Source organism: Bacteroidia bacterium (assembly GCA_016218155.1).
In the GTDB taxonomy this organism is placed as follows: Bacteria; Bacteroidota; Bacteroidia; order Bacteroidales; family GWA2-32-17; genus GWA2-32-17.
On the sequence record JACREQ010000078.1, the window covers coordinates 22521 to 43945 of the forward strand.

The window sequence follows — 21425 nt, forward strand, 5'->3', positions numbered from 1 at the left end:
AATTATGTTGTGAAGAATTCAATAGCCACATCAAAATCAGGAGAATCAGTTTTATTAGGAGTATTTTGGAAGCTAATGGTTATTTCTCCAATAAGGTTGGGAAACTTATGCAATGCTTTAGGACTGTCCTTTCTTAGAACAATTATTCCTTTTGTAACAGGAGCATACAAATCTATATATCCATTAAGATCTATCTGCTGTTTTTGTTTTACTGTTTTCCCATCTTCATTACTATCCCATGTAAGATTAAGAATAGCGTGTTTTTCATTCCCGACAAAAAACACTACAGAGGTAAAATACAATGTCTCACACTTAATGGTGTGTTTATTATTCTCCTTTGTAAACCTTAAATGCATCAATTATTTTTTTTCAAAGTTATAAATTCAAAACAAAAATTTATGATAACCACATCTAATTACATCGAGCAAACCCGGAATATTGATTTCGACAATTTACCAGCAGCGTTAAAGAACGGTGATAAACTCACTAAAGGGGCTGCAACAAATAACTGGTCTGCATACAACTCAAATGAAAATATAAAAAGGGTTGTAGATGCTTATATCCAAAAGCTGAATGAGTATCTGAAGAAGAATCCACCAGAAAAACCGAAAGCAGTAAAAAGTGAAAAGACAAAAGATGAAAGTAAGAAAAAGCCTGAGCCAAATGTAAAAAAAACGGAAAGCAAAAAGGTTGAACCGGAACAAGAGCCTGAAGGAGTTGAAAAAATTTTACCGGAGGTTGGTTTTATCAAACGGTATGTTGGTATGCACGGAAAAGAAAAAACTCAGGATGAAATATTACGTTTCCTGAACTCTTTACAAAAAGCTATACTTGAAAAGCGCATCCGTAAAACTTCTGTGTATGCAAAGGAAATTGAGAATATCCAGAACCAGCTTATTAAATGTTATGAAAAAATGGGAGACAGCATTAAAATTACCATTGACAATAAAACTATTGCACGTTACAACGAAATTGCACACAGCCAGAAAACCATGCTCTCTGTTACTTATATCCGACAGTACATTAACCTGCATGGGAAAAAGGATGTGAAGGAAAAAGCAAAATTATTAATGGCAAAAATGAAAAAAGCAGTGGAAAACAATAAAGTAAACAAAGCTGACCCCTATGCTGACCGACTTAACAAGTTGTACAATTCTCTGAATGATTATATAGAAAATAAAACAACAAGTCCAGTAATTAATAAAAGTGAATTGAATGGCTTAATGGGGATGGCTGGATTCAATCAAAAAAAAAGCCCCGAACTATACGGAATCGAAGAAGAACCAGAAAATAACGAAGTAATCCGTAGTTCAGAATTAGCAAACATGAATTTTAAAACCATCGGGCTTCAGGGAAAGTATTGTGAATTAATCGGTGATCCTTCCGTTGGTTTTTCTGCAATGGTTTACGGCTTGCCTAAATCCGGCAAATCCACCCTCTGCATTGACTTTGCCAAATATCTTGCCGAAAATCATGGCAAGGTGTTATATTGTGCTATAGAGGAAAAATTCGGATATACTTTAAAGGAGAAGATGGATAGGCTTGGTGCTAATCATCCGAAACTGTATGTATCAGAAAAAATACCGGATAATATTTCGGATTATGATTTTGTTTTTATTGATAGTATTTCTCGTGCTGGTTTTGACATGGATTATTTACGAAAACTCAGAAAAGACAACCCTAAAACTTCATTTATTTTCATTTACCACACTACCAAAGACGGAAAATTCAGGGGTACAAATGAGAATGCACACGAAGTAGATGTTATTATTGAGGTAACGGATGGGAAAGCAAAAGGAAATGGAAGGTTTGGGATAGGTGGGAATATTACAGTGTTTTAATTCTATTAATTTACAAACAACTCCCACTGAATAGAATTGCCATTAATAGATTCACTTTAGTTTATAATTTCTTTAATTCATCGATAGTTGATTCAATTACACTAGATATTTTTTCATCAATAATTTCTTGATATTTTACTGCCTTTCCATCTGTAACATCTATTGCAATACAATATTCAGGATTTACAAAATATTTCCCTGAATGAATCTTTTCTATATATCTGAATATCATTTCTGCAAACATTCCTAATTCTGTTTTTGTATAGCCTTTCAGTTTAGCAACAAACCAAATTCCACCTATTTCTTCATCTTTAGTTCCTGAATATGAGTAAACAAATCTTGGTCTTGATTCAATTGGTAAGCCATTTATATTAACTATCATATCAGATAGATGCTTTTTGATGTAGTTCAATTTTGATTTAGGTTTTGTTTCTTTTAAATCAAAATCTTTAAAATTTTCAAGAACATTTATGTTACGTTGAAATTGGTCTTTTACATTTTTGTTATTTGTTAATTTTATCTTATCTCTTAATTCTTCAATCTTTTCATCTAGTAATTTTAAATTTTCCGTTTTGAAAGAATTACTAATAGCACTTAAACTTGTAATCCAGTAATCACCACCTGAATCATTTTTAGGTTTTTTGTCTTTTTTTAAGTTATTTACAAAGGTGATTTTAGACTTATCACTTTTCCTTTTAAATTCTATTAACTTTTTTACAGTAATTTTTTTCATATAGTAATCTTTTTGGGTTAATACAGTCCAGCGCATTTAGTCCATTTTGTTTGTGAATAACTCATCATGAAATTAACTTTTTAATTGCTTCTGGGTCAAAACTTATTAGTCGTTTGTTTGCCAGCAAAGATGGAACTGCTCCTGTAGTATGAGGAACTCTAACGCAAATTATTTCCTTGTGAAAACTGTTTGAAAGTTCAACTTCTACTTCTATCCATTCGTGATTATGTGTATCTTGACCAACTAAAACCATTACAAACGCAGCGTCTTCAATTTTGCTTTTAATATGTCGCTTCACAGCTTCTTTTCCTTGTTGTCGTTTGTCTTCTGTTTCGTGAGTTATGGCAACATCGCCAAGGCGGTTATCTCTAACCCATTTTTTAATTGAGTCAATTCTGTGTCTGTCCTCAAATACACAACTTATAAAAATTGATTTGCTCATTGTTGCTTTTATTTTGTTTAGCGTCCTGCCTTTATTGCAGCTTCTTCAATCCATTTTGGAAAATTAACTTTGCCATTATCCCAATCGTAACTGTACCGTTTATAAAATTCAGAAAGCCTAAAATCTTTACCAAAATGTTGTTCGTTAAAAAAAGAGTTCTTGATTGAAAGTAAATCTTTATAAACAACCCACAGGCTGTCTTTCTTTTCAAATAACTCAATTATCTTTCCGTCTTTGCTAATTTTTACAGCAAGATAATCAAATGGATTTTCACCTGCCCATAGTTTCTTGTTACCGTATTTGTCTTTTATCCAGTTGATACCTACCCCAACTTGACCTTTATTGGCTTCAAAACTTTTCATTATTTCATATCTAACAAATCTTCTTGAATAAGTGTCGCTACCAATTAACACACAATTTACACTTGAACCTTTTAATTCTGCTTCTACAAGGGCTTTGATTTTTTTTACCTTCTTTTCCTCTGCTTCTTCCCAAATAGATAAGTCACGGAATTCCTCTCCTTTTTTGCGAAACTTTCCACTATTGCGAACAACATTTGCCCTAAAATCTATCACGTCTTGATAGCTGAAAGAAAAGTAAACGTTTCGAGGCATTGATTAATACTTATTCCTTATTTTAATTGCTTCTTCAATCCAATCTTCTATATTCTCCTTGATGTGGTTATATACATTTGTGCTTTTTTTGTAAGGTGGGTCATAGCACTTTACAATTGAAGATAATTTTTCTTTGCCTATTTTGAAATGATCAAATGGATTATTGCCCTTTTCTGTTTGTTCACCATCACTATCTCTCAAGTTGTGTACATAAATTCCGAAAATTCCTCTACCATCCTTCCATGCCTTTTCAATTTCATAGTCAATCCATTTTCTGCCTGCTGTTTTTTTTCCAACAAAGACAACAACACAAGACTTTCCATTCATATTATCATCAATCCATTTTTGAATAGCCTTGTTGCCTGCATTTATAACTTCCTCCCATTTGTTAGTTGTAGCGACACTGCTACCTTCAATTTTCCCCATACTTCTAATTTGAGAAGCTCTCCAATTATCGGGGATGTAATGAAAGCTTGTAAAAATTCGTTTAGCCATTTTATCACTTATTGATTGTATGAATAATTGTTATTACTTTTTTGATTATTTCTTCTTTTGTTAATTTGCTTGATGCTAAATCATTAACAAGAGGAATAATCCATTCAATCCCCTTGTAATATGACTCAGGTGCTTTCATAATTTCATCGAAAATATCTTTTGTGATATATCCAGTTGTTGCGATAGGAATGGGAATTAGACCTTGTGAGATTGCTATTTCAAATTCTCTTTTCACACCATTTGCAGGTATGATAATTCCTTTTTCGTCTTTTTTATTTCCGAAAATGATGATTGTAATTCCTGCTAGTGAAATCATTTTCTGTCTGTAATCTTCCCAAAGATCAAAGAGTTTTTTGTCTCCAGTCTCAAATTGTGGGAAAGGTTTCATGATTAATTGATCTTCAGAAAACCTATCAGGCTTTTCATAAACTGCTTCTAATGCACCATTGATAACAGCACTTCCAACTCCCCAACCAAAACCATTTACGATTCTGAAACCCGCCAAGACAATATTTTTACTAAGCGAATGAATAAAACCTTGTGCTTCGTTTCTATTCCATGCTCCGTATTCCTCGGCACTTCCTGAAATGAAAACAGTTTTCTTTCTAAACTTTCTTTCAATTTCTTTTAGAATCTCTGTGATGTCTGTGTATTCATCAACAACAAGAGCTTTGATTTTGTATCGTCTTAAGTCGTTCACCATCAACTCTTGTTTTCTTAAATTGTATCTGTACATTTCATCATCGTCTGATCCTTTGCTTTGCTTTCTAATAAAGCAATAGTGTTGTCTATTGTTTTCTCCAAACTGAATATTCAACCTACTTAAAACATAGTCAAGGTTTGGGTCAGTGAAACTAAAACCGATGAATAAAAATGTTTTTGAAATTAAGTCGCCACTTAAGGCTGTAATGAAATGCTCATGTGTTTTGTAATAAGATTCATATTGCTCTTTTGTGAGAACTGCATCAGCAGGGTGATGTGCATCACCGTGCATTTTGTAAAGTACGACATCTCTTTTGGGACGTGTATTTGCTAACTGCTTTATCTGGTGTTTAACATCAACAACTTTGTTTGCTGCTTTTACGGCATCTTCAATTAAAGTGTCATAGTTGGTTGTCCAAAAAGTTGTAATAGGGAGTCTTGCCAAAATTTTATGGTTTTCAGATGATTCGGCTTCTTCTGTAAATTCTTCAAGAATTTTTCTATTGATTTTTGCCTTGCCTCCTCCATGTTCATTTACATGATACTGTGCAAGAGAAATTAAATCATGCTCCTTGTCTACACTTAAACCTACTTCCTCTGCAATGTCTCGTAATAAGTCTGCCCAATTTACATAGCCTGCCGATATGGACATTCCTGCACCTGCGAAAACAGCAACGTTGTTTTCAGCCAAGTCCTTTACGAAATCTTTAATGAACGATTCGATTTCTCTGTTGTATGTCATATTAATTATGATTTTAGCCAGTCAAGTAATGACTTTTCAGTTTTGTCAGGAAAAATAATTTTTATGTGTTCTGCTGTGTATTCACTTTCTTCAATACGTGGGTAAATTCTTAGGTATTCAGAACCATTCCAAGAAGCTGAGTTATCAGCAATTGGAATAAGCGCAATATGATTAATGTATTTTTGAGCATCACCAAAACCTAATTCCCAGTTACACCATTTAGAATTTATGGCTTTATTGGTTGCTACCAAAATAAACTTGTTATTTAGTTTGATTTGCTCCTTAATTTTTTTTGCTGTTTCAGCACTTGTAAAAGGTGGAAGTGAAGAATCATTTGAATCAATGTATACTCTGACTCCCACTTTTCTTAAAAGCACAATAGTTTTTTCAACATCAATTTTTTCCAAATCATCATGACTATGAGAAAGAAATACAGAAACTACAGCAGTAGTTCTTGTTTCTCGTTTTGATTCATTCACTGTTTCGCTGAATATTCTTGTCCCAAGCTTACTTTCAGTCAGTGCTGTTAGTCTTGTCCTTGTTAAAATTGCCATAATTATATTTTTTTAATTCAGTCGGTTAATTGTTTGCATGGTAGTTTTAACAATGGGCAAAACTTATTAAAATGGACAATCTGTCCTACTTACATCTGCGACATTTAATAAAAACTACCAAACAAAAGATTGTTACATTTTAGAAATAACTACATCAGACTTATCTAATTGAATAGCATATTCAACACTTGGAATTTTACTAAACTTTTTTGCTTCTTGTAAATGAGTTATTAAATGTTTAATAGCATCATCTCTATTTGTATTTTCAGAGAAATTAGCCGTCCATGTAGTTGTTAAACTTGAAATTTTTACCCAATGTTTATTTTTTAATTCAGAATAAAATAAATCACGTAACTTACCATCATTGGTAGAGTTTAAGTCTAAAGTAATTAAAGCCTTGTATCCCATACTATTTATTTTTAATTATTTTCTTAACAGCAAAACCATCAGCAGTAGTTATATTTATAAAATATATTCCACTAGAAATATTTGACAAATCAATAAAACCATTCTCTTCTATACTAGATTTATTGCACGAGCTCACTAATTCACCAAAAACATTAAAAATCTCAACACCTTCTATTGTGTGTAAATTGCTTTGAATATATACCTTATCATTTGTTGGATTTGGGAAAACAAATATCTGATTTTCCAGTAATGTATTAATAATTGAAGTGGCATTATTTGAATAAATATTAGAAAATGAAGTGCTAAAATTAGAATTTGTACCTTTTACAGATGGTGTGCAATTTACACTCCAGACTGTTCTTACACGCCATGATGCAGTGTTTTGGTATATCACATACAATGGATCGCTTACAGTTTGCTGGGTTCCTGCCACACTTGCAACAACGTGCCATGTTCCATTGCTATTATCATCCCTCATTAGCTCATAGCTTGAAACAGGGTTTGGTCCATTCTGTATTGTGTAAGGTTGAGTCCAATAAAAAATTCCACTCCCATTATTTAACATGTATATTGTGTTATGGTACGGGCTCATATTACTAACTCTTCCACAAGAATCAATTATCTGCAATTTGTAACGATATGTGCCTGCATTTGGATCACCAGTATTTGGGAAATATAATGTTCTTACAGTATCAACAAACTGACTAAACCCATTTAATGGTATATGGGCAATAGGTTGATAATTATTAGTAGCTATTTCACGGTAAACAATAAATGAATCTGCATTTTGAAATCCGTTTTTATCCCATACAATTATATTATTTTGCGATAAAGAATCTACAGTTACCATGCAAATAGGTGCCGATGGAAATGTAACTGTAGTATTTGTTATAGTGAAATTCTCAACATATGTACATTGTACTGCATCAGTAATTGTTATTGAATATGTTCCCGCACTTAAACCTGTTGCACTCGTTGTTGTACTACCATTAGACCATAAATATGTCATCGGGTAATTCCCACTAACCGAAACATTTGCACTTCCGGTAGCGTTGCAGTTAGTATTAACAGTAGTAAGGTTTGATGCCATTTGATTTGGTTGTGTAATTGTAATATTTAATATTTCTTTACATCCTGAATTATCCACAACACTTAACCAATAAGTTCCGGCACACAAATTTGATAAACTTGTACTATTACCCATGCCATTGCCCCATAAATAAGAATAGGGTGCAACGCCTCCTGTCGCATTCACACTAATTGCTCCATTACATTGTCCAAAACAGGTTAAGTCAGTTTGATTTAAGTTTAAATCATAAGAAAAAACTTTTCTAACTCTATGAGAATCATAAAGAGAAATGTAAATATTTCCACAGGCATCAATAGCAACGCCAACTGGCATAGGCAACAAAGCGGTGAGTGCAGAAATTCCTTCAGCAGTGCTTCCACCAGACAAAGTACCAGCAACAGTATATATTCTATTATTAGTATGATTAACTTTAAAAATCATTTGATTAAATTGATCAGAAATAAAGATGTCGCCGACTGCATTTACTGCAACACTATTTGGATGTCTAAAATTTGCATTAATAGCAAGAATTCCATCACCATTATAAATATCATATACTCCAGTGCCGGCAACTGTTGTAATTATGCCGGTAACTGCATTTACTTTACGTATTCGATCATTTTCTTTATCAGCAATATATAAATTGTTTGATGCGTCTAAAGCAATACCATGAGGACCACTAAGCATTGCATGATCAGCTAAAATATTATCGCCATTGTATCCATTAATCCCATTACCTGCTATATCATATAAAAATCCGTTAGAAGCATCTATTTTTCGAATTCTTTCATTACCCATATCAGAAAAATAAACATTCCCTATATTGTCTACAGTTATTCCTGTAACATTTTTTACCATTGAAGTAGTCGCAAGAAGGCTGTCTCCGCTATAACCCCATACACCAGTACCTGCAACAGTAGAAATCAATCCGGTAACCGCATCAACTTTCCTCACTCGATTATTACTATAATCTGCTATGTAAATATTTCCGTTTTCATCTAAAGCAAGTGCATTTGGAGTATAAATCTGGGCAGATTTTGCAAGTATCCCATCTCCATTATAACCACCAATACCAGTTCCAGCTACAGTTGAGATCATGCCTGTTAAAGCATCAACTTTACGAATTCTATGGCTAAAAATATCAGCAAAATAAATATTTCCAGATTGATCAAATGCAACTGAACCATAAGGTGTAAGACCAGCATTTGTAGCTAAAACTGAATCTCCTGTAAAATAAACTGAACCATCGCCAGCAATAGTATATATCTTCTGTGCCCACATTCCAATTGATAGGAACATTATCGAAATAATAATAATAACTGTTTTCATAGTTTTAATTTATTATAGAAATTTAATAACCACCAATTTAATCAAGTAAATATAAATAAATAATAGCAAAGATTTTTAACAAATGTACCAGAGTGCATCTAATCTTATCCAACTGGCTATTATTTTGAGCAGAAATAAAATTAATTATATTTTGTTAAGAGCTGCAATAATATCACATTGCCTTTTTGATGACACAGGAACTTCTGATCCATCTTTTAAAATTAAGATACCGCCATCTCTTTTTTCCAAACTATCAACAAAAGATAAATTAATTAAATGAGAATGATGAGGTCTATAGAAACCCATTGGGCTAAGCATTTCATCGTATTCTTTTAGTGAACGTGATACAAGAACAGATCTTTTATTTGTAAGGTAAAACATTGTATAATTTCTATCAGCTTCGCATCTAACTATCTCATTCAAATTTATCACATGTATTTTGTGGTGACTGTTAAGTACAATCTTTTTTGTTTCACGATTAACGTTTTCAATATTATTTATAAAAACATTGAACTTCTCAATCATTTCCTCTGTGTTTAGTTGCCGCTCAGCACGGTCAAGTGCTTCAATAAGTTCTTTTGGGATAACTGGTTTAAGTAAATAGTCAAGTGCAGAAAATTTAATAGCTTGTAAAGCAAATTCATTAAAAGCAGTTATAAAAACAATCTTAAAAGTAATTGGGTATATTTGCTTTAGTAGGTCAAATCCAGACCCATTGGGCATTTTTATATCAAGCAAAACAACTTCTGGCTTATGTTTCTGAATAGCTTCAAATGCAATTTGAATATTTTCAGCTTCTGCAACTACAATAGCTTTCGGGTAATGTATTTTTAGTACATTAATTAATGAACTTCTTATTCTTTTTTCATCATCAATAATTAGAATACGCATTATTTATAGCTTGTTTAGTTATTATTCTATTTGTTATACAGGTATTGAAAATATTATTTTTGTTCCTTTGTTTTCTTGATTTTCATTGAACAAATCGGTAACTGAAAAAATCATTTTTTGTCTTTTTGATTTATTTAGAATCTTTAAACGTTCTTGAGTTATTTCCATCGCCATAGACCGATGTGTTTTATGAAGTTCTTTTTCCTGCGTTTCAGCTATTCCAATACCATTATCCGTAATCTGCACTTCTAAATATTTTTCTTTTAATGTAAATGTAATCGTGATAATTCCGGTTTGATCAATTCCTCGAAATCCATGTTCAATTGCATTTTCAATAAATGGCTGTGCCAGCATAGGTGGTAAGTATACCTGATCTGTATGAATAACATTACTCAGTTCAATAGAATAATCGAGTGTGTCATTTAATCTAAGTTTTTCAAGTGAAAGGTAAAAGTTTAATGTTTCAATTTCTTTTTCTAGTGTTATATATTCCGATTTTGAATTTTCAAGGATAAGTCTCATTAGTCGTGAGAAGCTTGTTAAATATTCACCAGCTTCTTTGGGTTGTTGGTCGTAAATAAAACTCTCAATACTTGCTAAAGAATTGAAAATAAAATGAGGATTCATTTGAGTTCTTAAAAGCTTTTGCTCAAATTGTGAAGCTGTATGTTTAAATTTTAATTTATTTTGTCTAAAAAGTAAAATTCCAGAAACTAAAACTAGTAATAACAAAACAATAAGCCCTATTATAAAGTACCTATTGTTATTAATTTTTAGTGCTTGTATTCTATTTTGCTCTGCAAGGAAAACATTTGCGACATCCTTTTTCTCTGTTTCATACTTAATTTGTAATTCAGAAATAGTATTCTTATTGTTTTCGTTGAAAACACTATCTTTTACGGCTACATATTTCTTGTATTGTTCAAGTGCTTTAACAGGTAACTTCATTTGTTCGTACAACTGACTTAATCGTTGATGTCCTGCAATAATTTCATCTATGGCACTAATGTTTTCTGAAATTTTAATTGCAGCTATGATAGATTCTTCAGCTTCTTTAAATCTATTTTTTGTAATATAAATTGCCCCCATATTACCAAGAATACTCGACTTATAATAATCATTGCCTAATTTATCTGAAAGTTTTAAAGCTTTTGAAAAGTACTCAAGAGATTTATTACATTTTTCTTCCATTTGATTTAAATTTCCGGCTTCTTTTGCAGAATCACTTTGAAGTTGATAAGCACCTGCAATATTAATATACCAACCTGCCACGTTTACTTCATAGCCTAATTTTTCGTCAATTTTTAAAGCAAAGAAATAATAATCTAATGCTTTATTTTGCATTCCTTGGCTCGAATAAATATTTCCTAAATTTCCAAGTGCAATAGATTTGTAATTTTCAAATTTAGGTTCATCAGATAATTTTAAAGTTTTTTGGTAATATTCAATTGCTTTGTCTAAATTATTTTGATCGGCATGTACGCTTGCTATATTGCAAAGATTTCTAATTATTTTCTCTTTGTTCTTAATTTCTTCAGCAAGTTTTAATGCTGAAATATAATACTCCAGAGCCTTAGTATAATTACCAATGTTATGATAAGAGATTCCTATTGTTCCAAGAGAAGAGCAAATGCAATCTTTATCATTAAGTTCCTTCCATTTCTCAAGTTCTTTTAATCTGTATTGAAGTGCCACTGGAGATCTCCCTTGTGCATCATACGCATAACTTATTCTAAAATATGATGACGCAATTCCTCTATTCCATTTAATTTTTTCAGCTACAATCAATGCTTTTAAAGCATATTCGAGAGATTTTTGAGGGTCTGTTTTGCATAAATCTTCTGAAATAAAAATCAAGTGCCTAACCTTATTAGTGTCTTCTTTATCTTTAGGTAGAAGTTTTAATAAACTATCAAGTTCATTGGGACTTTGCCCATAAATAAACAATAATAACAAATTGCATAATATAAATAAAATAAATTTTCTCATCAAATATTATTATAATGCAAATTAGTTAAAATATTAATTGATTGTGTTGAAATAACAAACTTACTTTCAAAGGCATTAAAATATTGTACAGTTACATGTAAATTGTGAACGGCTAAACAATTTTAGTACAATTAAAAAAACATATTTCAATATTTTTTTTCCTGAATTTTAATGTAAAAGAAGTTTCTAAATTATAATAACCACAAAACAAAAGTTAGTATGGAGTTATTATCAATATGAGCTAATATACTATACTTTAAACCAAATTTTATTCGAAAAGTAAGAGCAAGTGAATCCACCTTCGGTATATAATTGTTATATAACAATACTTGCTTCCTGTTTTTCTACGTTATTTTGTGTCATTTTTTGCGACAACGTATGTTTCCTATTGTTATACTCAGAGTAAGTTAAAATATTTCTCATTTTCTTCTTATTAAAGAATCATTATTTGAGCTTAATAGAAAAAAGCATTTACCATAATCAGATAGTTTCTTTTAACAAAAATCTATCTATTTTAATAAATACACAAACGTTGATTTAGAATAATCCACCAATAATCCCTTTATATATTAATTAATATATATATAATCCTATATCTCATCTCATTATAAATGTCATGAAATTTATAAATTAAAAGCATTTAATTAAAATAATATCAGGGAAATAAAAAAGGCTTATTAGAGTGAACCAAGTTTAACAAACTTCATATATTTTACATATCTGTCAAAGGTGTCATTATCTGAATAACGGATTCAGATAATTCAACATTCTTGAAACAAAATTAAATCCTGTTGTAGTTGAAAGTATTCTAACTAATCCTAACGTAAGAAAATTAGGCGACACATCAGAATCTTTTAATTAAAAAAATACATTATTTCTTTTTTAATTCTTGCAATAACAGCAACATGTTTCACACTTTTCATTCTCGAATTTTAATAGTTTATTTTCGTAACACTTTCTTTAAGTGTTACAAAGCTATGAATAAATAGTGAATTTTATTTGTATTTCATGATTGAAATAGTATGAAGAATTTCTCTTTAATTAAAAAATTACATATATTTAATCAGTTAAAATAATTTATCTAACATGAAATTAAATAAATATTATTTATTTGTCCTATTTATCCTATTTTTTAACAATATTTTTTGTCAAAATAATGATTCGTTATTTATTGATAAACTAAAAAAATATTTTTGCAATCAAATAGAATATAAATTAGACGGAGATTTATATTCCAATTGGGAGAAAACAGATTTGCCTGATTATTATCTTTTTGTTTCATACTCAAACAAAATTCAGTTTCCTGATGAATACATCTATCCTGAAAATATTGATGGATTATCTAATAAAATTAAAATCAAACAATTTTATCCATTTGTTCGATTTATTAACCTTGATTCTGCAAAGATTATAGAATCAGCATATACCCAAAAAGGGTATTCAACTTACATTTATTATGCTTATCAAGATTCTAGAGCCCTTTTAAATAAAAAACTAATTAATTATTCTAAGGCATCCATCTGTTTTATTGTATTTCATGAATTGTCTCATAATTATTTAAAACAAAAATCTATTAAAATTCCCTATGAATTTGAAGAAGCTCTATGTGATGTTATTGGCAATTATCTAACTTTAAAATATTATAATAACACTATAAATTCTCAAATCAATGAAGCTAAAAAAGAAATTCATAACACTGAACAAATTTATAAATGTCTTAATATTACTATCAATAAAATTTCTATAGATTCTAATAAAATTTCAATTTTTAATAATACTTGTCAAAGAAAAATGAATAAGCTTTTAAAAAAATCCAGTGATTTTCAAAATGATAGATTTAAATATCCTGTAAATAATGCTTTTTTATTAAAAAATAGCAACTATTGTTTAAACTACTTTCTTTTAAAGAAAGTTATTTGGAAACACGATGACATGCAATCAATTATAACTATTATTGATAATCTACCTCAAACAAAAAGTAATTGTGATGAATACTTAAAATTATTAATACGTTAAATTAATTCATTAGAGTAACCCAATTTATATTCGACATTACAATAATTTTCATTTATTATTTCATGTGATGTAATAAATGGGCAGAATACTGAATAAAGACATTTCTTACAAGGAATAACATCTTTCCTTGTTAATGTCCAATATTGGTCTTTTATTGTAAATGATTTTATTGCATCTATTATATCATTTATTATAAAGTAGTTATTTTTAATAAAAAAATTATCAAAAACATTATTTTTTCCATCTATATATATCTTTCCAAATAAATTATTATTAATATTATTTCTAAATCTAATTAACATATTGTCTGGACCATATAATTTAATCATTTCCTCATCAATACAGTGATTAAGCATTAACTTATTATTTCTATTAAACCTAAATATTTTTTTATCAGGATTATTTTCAATAATTTGAGAACAATTATCATCAATTAAACAATAAAAAGAAATATCTGAATTAAGTCCATTTATTTGATGTTTTATTTCTGATATGATTTTTGAATCAGCAGGATAATAGTAAATTTTATGGCTAATATTATTATACAATTTCAGCATTTCTAAAGTATCTACTTCACCAAAAACTGATATTACACAAATTCTTTGATGCGATAAGAAATCAGTTAACAGTAAATGAAGATCATTGATGTTATTGATGTAAAGAAATAATTTTGACAATTGTGCTTTATTATGAATATCGATTATTTTATTATATTCTTCCATATTAAAATCAGAAGAATTATTACAATAAGAATCAATTCCATTAAAAAAATGTCCAAAGTACTTTTTCGAAGAATAAAATGGAAAATAGTGTATTTCTTTAATTATTGAGTAGATATTATTTTTAACTATTTTTTCAATATTTAACGGACTATGAATAAAAGGATCCATTATTATTGGTTTTTTAAATGTATCACCAATTTGGATATAATCCAAAAAATACAAATCCCTTAATGTAGAGAAAACATCTTTATCATTTTTTGAGATATCTGAAAAGCTTACAAAGCAATATCTTTGCTTGACTAAAGAAATAAAAATATTCTTAGTTAATCTATTTGCTATAAGTAATTTAATGTTTTTACTCAATGTATTATACAAAAGTACAGAATCTTCAATTACCTTAATATAACAATATGATTCTAAATATATAAAAATGTTTTGCATTAAATAATAGATTCTATAGTATTTAGAAAGGAGGTTGTTATTTCATCTTTTCTAATACAATTATTAGATAAATATATACAACTATTGCAGAACATTACTTTTGAACATTTTTCACAACCTTTTTCGAAGTTTTGAATATCAGAGGAAAATGAATTTAAAATTGAATTAAAATTGATGTTTAAAGAATTAATTGAACATGAACCAAGTGGTTTTAATAAATTAGACTTTTCACAAGGAAAAATAGACCCATTGGCATTAATAAATATCTTTCTACTGAAAGGAATACAAGTTCCGCTATTATAATATGGCGAATAAAATTTTTCATTAATTGACTCATCAATAAAATAACGATTATAAAAATACCGTAAAGAAGGATTTCTTTCCCAAAATGAATCTTTATTTAATTCATAACGTCTTTTTTCAACATTCAAATCAAAAAGAACTTCTTGCTGAAGGTCATTTTCAAATTTATCAATATATTCTTCTTTTAAATTTGTTAATGAAAGTTGTAATGGATAAGTTTCCTTATCATACTTTCTTTTAAAATATGCGTTTAGTTCATCAATATTCGAATTGTACTTAGTTATAACACTTTGAAATGATATATTATCATTAAAAAATAATGGGAACTTTATTTTGATAATTTCTAAAATATTTGATAAAACCTCAAATGATTCTCCTTTATCTGGAAAAATTCTATTAGCATTTTGTATCTTATTTCCATCTATACTAATTCTAATAATAAAATTATTATCAACAAGATATTCGATTTTGTTCTCAAGTAACAATCCATTGGTAGTGATATGAAATTGAGTGTTTTTTGAAAATATTTTTTTTGAATAACTTACGATTTCTCGAAGTAAATCCCATTCTAATAGAGGCTCACCGCCATAAAAACTAATGTAAAATTCAGAATTTCTTCGTTTAATGTAATATTTTTTTTTATATTTTTCTAAAAAAGAAAATGCTAATGCAGAATCCATTGTACTTTCCGATTTTTTTTTGTTTTGAAAAAAGTGTTTATTACTTTCGCAATAAGTACAACAAAGATTACAGTTTTGTGTTAATTCAAATACTATTCCTGGTGAATTTGTAAATGAATCAATAATCATTGATTCATTTAATTCTTCAAAATTTTGATTCTCTTTTTTTAAAAACCAATTATAATATTTTAAAAAAAATCTTTTATTCTGATAATATGGATCATCTGAACAGAAAAGTGGAGGAATATACTGTAATTTAACATCCTGATTCAAGTAGTAATTATTATTACTACTATTCATTGTAATCATAAAATTTTTATTGTGAAGCTACAATTGGTCCCGGATCAGGACAACTACTATACCCACCCAATGCTGAAGCTGCTTCTACCATTTTTGCTGTTCTTGAATTATCAACTGAACAACACCCACTACAAGTACAGCAATTCCCTTCAGCTGCACGCATTACAACAACAAAATCATTTAGATTATTTATATCTTCAATATAAGGGTTAACTATTATCTTTTTAAGATTTTTATTATAAGGTATATCTGTCAAACCTTTAGATCTGAAATTTACATTTCTAAACAAAGAAAGTTTTTCATTATTATCCATAATATTGTTGTTAAAATTGTTTTTACTATAAATTATTTATGCTGGATATGCCCAATCAAGACCTTCTGCAATAACATTAAAAGCTTCAGAATTTTCAGTTGTAGCTCTTATGCTCCATTCTGCTTGCAAAGCAAAATCATTACCGCCAAAATTTAATCTATGAGAGAAACTATGTGCAGTACTTGATTTAGTTACTAAGGGTACTGGAATTTCTGTAAGTAAAAAATATAAAGATCCAGTTGGATTAAAAAGAAATAACCTAATCATACCTACAGTAGTAGTAATTTGAGCTTTAACTGTTATACTCTGAATAATAGTTCCATTTGAAGCCGCACTAATAATATTCCAAATATTTGTATCTAATGTTGTTCCACTTCCTGTCATTGTGCTAATTCCTGAATTAGGCGTTTTCATTCCGGTATTTGCAGTATACCTTGTACTTTCAGGTCTAACAGAACCATAATATGCCCAGTTAAGGCTTTCGGCAATAATGTTAAACGTTTCGGCATTTTGAGTGGATGCCTTTAAGATTCCTCCTGATTTTAAAACATAATTTAATTCAATTACAGTTTCAAAAGATGGATCTGTTGCAGATCTTGTAATTGTTGGAACAAAAACTTCAGCAAGCATTTTTGTATTTGTTCCATCATAAGCAAAAAGCCTAATCATACCATCTGTAGTATTACCTTGACTTTTGATAAAAACTCTTTTTATTAATGTCCCATTAGATGCACCTGTAACAACATTGTAATAATCTCCAGTTGTACCATCTCTATTGGGGTTCCCTCTTGAAATTACAACTGCACCTGTATTCGCTGTATATTGAGTTTCTGTTGCCATAATTATTATTTATTAAATTTCAGTATGTAAACTAACACTATGCAGGATAAGTTAAATCAAGACCTTCAGCAATAATATTGAAATCATCATTTGTTTCTGTTGTAGCTCTAAGTTTCCATCCTGATTTTAAAAAAAAGCCTTTACCACTAAAATCTATTCGTCTTGAAAAACTATGGGCTGTTCCAGACTGTATTGTTGCTTCTACAGGTATTTCTGTTAAGAGGAAATTATGTGTAGTGCCATCACCACTGCCATCATTTAAAAATAATCTTACCATTCCGGCTGATGTTGTCGCAGTTAATTTTGACTTTACAGTTACACTTTGAATTTGGGTTCCATTTTTACCAGCCGTAGCTGTAATAATATTCCAAATATCAGTGCCTTGGGTTCCTGCCCCAGTAAGATTTGTATTTGCAGCAGTTATTGTATCCATACCTGTGTTTGCTGTATAGTTACTACTTTCTGGTCTTACAGCAGCAGAATAATAGTTCCAATCCATTCCTTCTGCAATAACATTAATACTAGGACTACCAGAGGCAAATTCAAAAGTTGCCCACAATTCATCGTTTGCTAAAAGTGCATAATCAACTGGAATTGTAATTTCAAAAGCTGGGCTGGTTGCAGATTTTATAACTGCTGGTATCTCTATTTCAGATATTAATTTATTATATGCATCACCAGTTGAACCACTTCCATTGTTTATAAAAAGCCTTACCATACTTTGAGTAGTGTCTGTTTGCGCTTTTAAAGTAATAGTTTTTATTATTAATCCCTTAGAAGGACTTGCAGCAGCATCAATTACTTTCCAAATATTAGTACCTAAAGTTCCTACTGCAGTTAAAGTTGAATTTGAAGTGTTTAAAACAGCAACACCTGTATTTGCTGTATATTGAGTTTCTTCTGCCATATTATTTTGTTTTAAGTTATTATTTAATCGATTTATATTTATCCCCATGTTGGATATGACAAGTCAAGGAATTCAGAGATTATATTAAAGTTCTCACCACCTACTTGAGTTGAAGCTCTTAATTGCCAGCTAGATTTTAGTGCATAGAAATTTTCGAAAACAATTTTATGATAAAATGAAGGTGATATTGCTGATTTTATCGTTGCAATAACGGGTATTTCCATAAAAAGAAACGAACTTGTTCCGTTATATAAAAATAATCTTATCATTCCTGCAGTTGTATTAACTGTAGCTTTAATAGTAACGCTTACTAAATTACAGCCACTTGATGTCATTACTGTTCCTAAAGTGCCTGAACCGTCAAGTGCCGAATTTGCAGTAGAGATAGACACAGCTCCATTATTTGCTGTATATTTTGTAGTATCCGATAATACAAAATCAACATTATAAGCCCAATCTTGTGCTTCAGCGATTACATTAAATGAATTACTAACTTCAGTTGATGCTTTTAATGACCAACCAGCCTTTAAAATAATATTTAACGGGAATGTAATTCCATATGACGGTGAAGTTGCCGATTTTATAACTGCTGGAACCTCTACTTCTTTAATTAATTTAGTAACTGATCCGTCATAAATAAAAAGTCTTACCATGCCCTGCGCTGTATCGGTAGTCGCTTTGATAGTAACAGTTTTTATAAGTGCCCCTTTATAACTTGCATTTGCGGTAAAAACAGTACCTACTGCTCCTGATCCGTCAATTGCAGTATTACCTGTACTTATTGTTACAATGCCTGTATTAGCTATATATTGTGTTTCTGCTGCCATTTTAAAAAGATTTTATTTTAAATAAATGTGTGCATTTATTATTGAAGATAGGTATAGTTTAATCCTTCAACAGTTACAATAAAAGTTTCAGCTTTCTCTGTAGATACTCTTAATTTAACTGTGGTACTATTTTTCAAATAAAAAATTTCATTTAATTCAAAACTCCATGTGGGAACATCATTTGCTGGGGTAACTGCAGGAACTTCAATTTCTCTTAATAGTCGTGTTGTGCCACCAGCATCTTTGTGAAATATTCTAATCATACCTTGAGTAGTAGTTCCTTGGGCTTTAAATACTATTCTTTTAATAATAGTTCCATAAACTGCCGCTCCTGCAATCAAATCAACGATAGTTCCTGTTCCATCAAGATTAGAATTAGCGGCTGATATTATAGCTATTTCTGTTCTTGCAGTGTATCTTGACCTCTCAGAAAGCATAAGCCCAGTCTCATCAATATTTGCACTTGATATAGGTAATTGCAGTCCGAGATAAGTCTCTTTATTTTCTGCTTTGTTATACATAATTTATTATTGCGTTTTAATTTTTAGAATAATCTTTTTCAAATAACGTTAAAGCAAATGTCCAATTGAAATTTTAAATTAACAAGTGGTTATGTTATTTTGTCATAGAATAATTCCAGAATAATCCCTAGATAATTTATGATATTGCTTTCATAATATTGTCAACTGCACTAATAATATCAATATAATTCTTGGGATTCTTTAATATTTTTGAACTGTTTTTCACAAGTGCATTTTTAGTAAAAGATTTTCCGGAATAATCCACAATATGAATTTCTGCAACTTTAAAATATCCTTTTGTGTTTACTGGGCGTAAAAACCCATCTTTTTTTAATCTATATAGAAGATAAGCAAGCTCATATTGATATTGTGTATTCCAAAATATTTTAACATTTTCATCTTTATTTTCAAATAATTTTGAAAAATTGTTTTGGGATTTAATCCACCTTCTTTTAATTAGTTCAGATGTAAGGAAATCAAGGTTCCCTTTTCCTGTCCATATTAAATAAGCTATTTTTTTATTTGTTTCATGATTACTGTTTTTGATTGATTCTATATCACTACTCTTAACTCTCTCAAACAAACACTTTTCGTGTTCAGAAATCAATTTATTAATATCCTCTGTGTCAAAACTCTCAATTGCTTTTTGATAATCGGATTTGACTATTTTTCTAGTTTGAAATAAAGTACAGTTAGCCAATGGTTCACTAAAAGGACAAGAAAATATAAGTGCTATCAACTGCTTTTCATTAGCTGTAAACTGTTTAGTGTCTGAAAGTATTGGTTCCATATTACTTATTTATAATTGCTTATTTTAGTATTAATACCATTCACCCTTAAAAGTTATCTTTTTGCATTCAAATTGCATTCTGGTAATGTTGTTAAAACAAAACACTTTATTTATTTTTTTTCATCTTCACAACCCATAGTCGATGAAGTTGGCAAATAGTAACCACAGAAATTGAAAAATAATTAAATTTATTTTTTATGTTTCTCATATTATGACACTTGAAATACAATTTTTAAATGAACATTTTTTAGATTTTTTTAGAAATTACTGAAAATCGCCTTGTTTTCGCCCGGAATTCGCAAATTTTCGCCTGATTTTCGACCAAAATTTTCATTTTGCATCCTGTATCGTCCTGAAAATAGTTGATTTTTAGCTGTATTTACAGGCAGAACAGCTAATAAAATAAAAAAAGATTTTAAAATGTACAATTTGAATCGAACTTTTAGTTTTAAATGAAATTCTCTATTCATATAAAAAAAAGCTGATAGAATTTTTCTATCAGCTTTTTTCAGATTTATTTTGCACGTTATTTACCCGAAAATAATTACACAGATACCACTGCAATAGTTTTAATTACTCACTGGTTGCTTGATCTCTTCCTCCTTCCGTTATTTTCACGTATTACTTTCAGATTCTCATTCAAAAATTTCTCAACATCACAGGCACGGTAATACATACGATGCTTTATTTGGGAGAAAGGAAGCATATGTTCATCACGATACATTTGCAAGGTACGTTTGGAACAGCAGAAGATTTTGCACAGAGCTTCGTTATCAAGCCAACGTTCACTCAAAGGATAGCTGGATGTTCTTACTGCTTTTTTAAGCTCCTCTTCAAACTTATCGAGTTTTGCCATGATATTATCATAGACAGCAGACTCCATTGTTATGACATTCATAAAATGTTTTTTTTAATGTTAGACAATCGATGAATGGTCAGTTGCAACTTAAACCTGT

General features: G+C 29.8%; 22 protein-coding genes. 2 read left to right on the forward strand and 20 right to left on the reverse strand.

Going from position 1 to position 21425, the window contains the following annotated elements; all coding sequences use genetic code 11:
- Window positions 1-2: 2 nt before the first annotated feature.
- Window positions 3-356 (reverse strand): hypothetical protein, encoded by a 354-nt coding sequence (locus HY951_14335; GenBank protein MBI5541240.1) that lies wholly within the window; start codon window positions 354-356, stop codon window positions 3-5.
- A 42-nt stretch (window positions 357-398) separates the two neighbouring features.
- Here HY951_14335 and HY951_14340 point away from each other — a divergent pair, with 42 nt between their 5' ends.
- On the forward strand, window positions 399-1841 hold the full coding sequence (locus tag HY951_14340) for an ATP-binding protein (protein MBI5541241.1): 1443 nt from the start codon (window positions 399-401) through the stop codon (window positions 1839-1841).
- 61 nt (window positions 1842-1902) lie between these two features.
- Here the strand turns inward: HY951_14340 and HY951_14345 are convergent, their stop codons facing one another.
- The 10 genes from HY951_14345 to HY951_14390 all read right to left on the reverse strand — a co-directional run bounded on the left by HY951_14345 (window position 1903) and on the right by HY951_14390 (window position 11809).
- Entirely contained in the window at window positions 1903-2574 is a 672-nt protein-coding gene (locus HY951_14345) for a hypothetical protein (GenBank protein ID MBI5541242.1), read from the reverse strand.
- A gap of 64 nt (window positions 2575-2638) precedes the next feature.
- A complete protein-coding gene (locus tag HY951_14350) occupies window positions 2639-3016 on the reverse strand; it encodes a TIR domain-containing protein (GenBank protein ID MBI5541243.1) in 378 nt (125 codons plus the stop codon).
- Window positions 3017-3033: 17 nt separating this feature from the next.
- Window positions 3034-3630: a TIR domain-containing protein gene (locus tag HY951_14355; protein MBI5541244.1), complete on the reverse strand. Its 597-nt coding sequence runs from the start codon at window positions 3628-3630 to the stop codon at window positions 3034-3036.
- A 3-nt stretch (window positions 3631-3633) separates the two neighbouring features.
- Entirely contained in the window at window positions 3634-4125 is a 492-nt protein-coding gene (locus HY951_14360; protein ID MBI5541245.1) for a TIR domain-containing protein, read from the reverse strand.
- A 4-nt stretch (window positions 4126-4129) separates the two neighbouring features.
- Window positions 4130-5569, reverse strand: coding sequence for an SIR2 family protein (locus HY951_14365; GenBank protein MBI5541246.1), 1440 nt, complete (start codon window positions 5567-5569; stop codon window positions 4130-4132).
- 5 nt (window positions 5570-5574) lie between these two features.
- Window positions 5575-6123, reverse strand: a complete 549-nt coding sequence (locus HY951_14370) for a toll/interleukin-1 receptor domain-containing protein (GenBank protein ID MBI5541247.1) — start codon at window positions 6121-6123, stop codon at window positions 5575-5577.
- 132 nt (window positions 6124-6255) lie between these two features.
- The gene (locus tag HY951_14375; protein MBI5541248.1) at window positions 6256-6531 is read right to left on the reverse strand and encodes a hypothetical protein; all 276 of its coding nucleotides are present in this window, start codon (window positions 6529-6531) and stop codon (window positions 6256-6258) included.
- Between the two features lies 1 nt (window position 6532).
- Window positions 6533-8929 (reverse strand): T9SS type A sorting domain-containing protein, encoded by a 2397-nt coding sequence (locus HY951_14380; GenBank protein ID MBI5541249.1) that lies wholly within the window; start codon window positions 8927-8929, stop codon window positions 6533-6535.
- Between the two features lie 144 nt (window positions 8930-9073).
- Complete coding sequence (locus HY951_14385) at window positions 9074-9820, reverse strand: response regulator transcription factor (GenBank protein ID MBI5541250.1); 747 nt, start codon at window positions 9818-9820, stop codon at window positions 9074-9076.
- A gap of 33 nt (window positions 9821-9853) precedes the next feature.
- Window positions 9854-11809 (reverse strand): tetratricopeptide repeat protein, encoded by a 1956-nt coding sequence (locus tag HY951_14390; protein ID MBI5541251.1) that lies wholly within the window; start codon window positions 11807-11809, stop codon window positions 9854-9856.
- A 1086-nt stretch (window positions 11810-12895) separates the two neighbouring features.
- On the opposite strand from HY951_14390, the gene HY951_14395 reads away from it, so the two are divergent.
- Complete coding sequence (locus tag HY951_14395) at window positions 12896-13825, forward strand: hypothetical protein (GenBank protein ID MBI5541252.1); 930 nt, start codon at window positions 12896-12898, stop codon at window positions 13823-13825.
- Here HY951_14395 and HY951_14400 read toward each other — a convergent pair.
- The 9 genes from HY951_14400 to HY951_14440 form a co-directional block, all read right to left on the reverse strand.
- Window positions 13822-14988, reverse strand: coding sequence for a hypothetical protein (locus HY951_14400; GenBank protein ID MBI5541253.1), 1167 nt, complete (start codon window positions 14986-14988; stop codon window positions 13822-13824). The two genes, HY951_14395 and HY951_14400, sit on opposite strands and share 4 nt — an antisense overlap.
- Window positions 14988-16271: a radical SAM protein gene (locus tag HY951_14405; GenBank protein MBI5541254.1), complete on the reverse strand. Its 1284-nt coding sequence runs from the start codon at window positions 16269-16271 to the stop codon at window positions 14988-14990. Before HY951_14405 ends, HY951_14400 begins: the two co-directional genes overlap by 1 nt.
- Before the next feature lie 16 nt (window positions 16272-16287).
- On the reverse strand, window positions 16288-16584 hold the full coding sequence (locus tag HY951_14410; GenBank protein MBI5541255.1) for a hypothetical protein: 297 nt from the start codon (window positions 16582-16584) through the stop codon (window positions 16288-16290).
- 36 nt (window positions 16585-16620) lie between these two features.
- Window positions 16621-17424, reverse strand: a complete 804-nt coding sequence (locus tag HY951_14415) for a hypothetical protein (GenBank protein MBI5541256.1) — start codon at window positions 17422-17424, stop codon at window positions 16621-16623.
- A gap of 37 nt (window positions 17425-17461) precedes the next feature.
- Window positions 17462-18331, reverse strand: coding sequence for a hypothetical protein (locus HY951_14420; GenBank protein ID MBI5541257.1), 870 nt, complete (start codon window positions 18329-18331; stop codon window positions 17462-17464).
- Window positions 18332-18369: 38 nt separating this feature from the next.
- Window positions 18370-19158, reverse strand: coding sequence for a hypothetical protein (locus HY951_14425; protein MBI5541258.1), 789 nt, complete (start codon window positions 19156-19158; stop codon window positions 18370-18372).
- Window positions 19159-19196: 38 nt separating this feature from the next.
- On the reverse strand, window positions 19197-19679 hold the full coding sequence (locus HY951_14430) for a hypothetical protein (GenBank protein ID MBI5541259.1): 483 nt from the start codon (window positions 19677-19679) through the stop codon (window positions 19197-19199).
- 136 nt (window positions 19680-19815) lie between these two features.
- The gene (locus HY951_14435) at window positions 19816-20469 is read right to left on the reverse strand and encodes a hypothetical protein (protein ID MBI5541260.1); all 654 of its coding nucleotides are present in this window, start codon (window positions 20467-20469) and stop codon (window positions 19816-19818) included.
- A 577-nt stretch (window positions 20470-21046) separates the two neighbouring features.
- A complete protein-coding gene (locus HY951_14440) occupies window positions 21047-21367 on the reverse strand; it encodes a helix-turn-helix domain-containing protein (GenBank protein MBI5541261.1) in 321 nt (106 codons plus the stop codon).
- Between the last annotated feature and the right edge of the window lie 58 nt (window positions 21368-21425).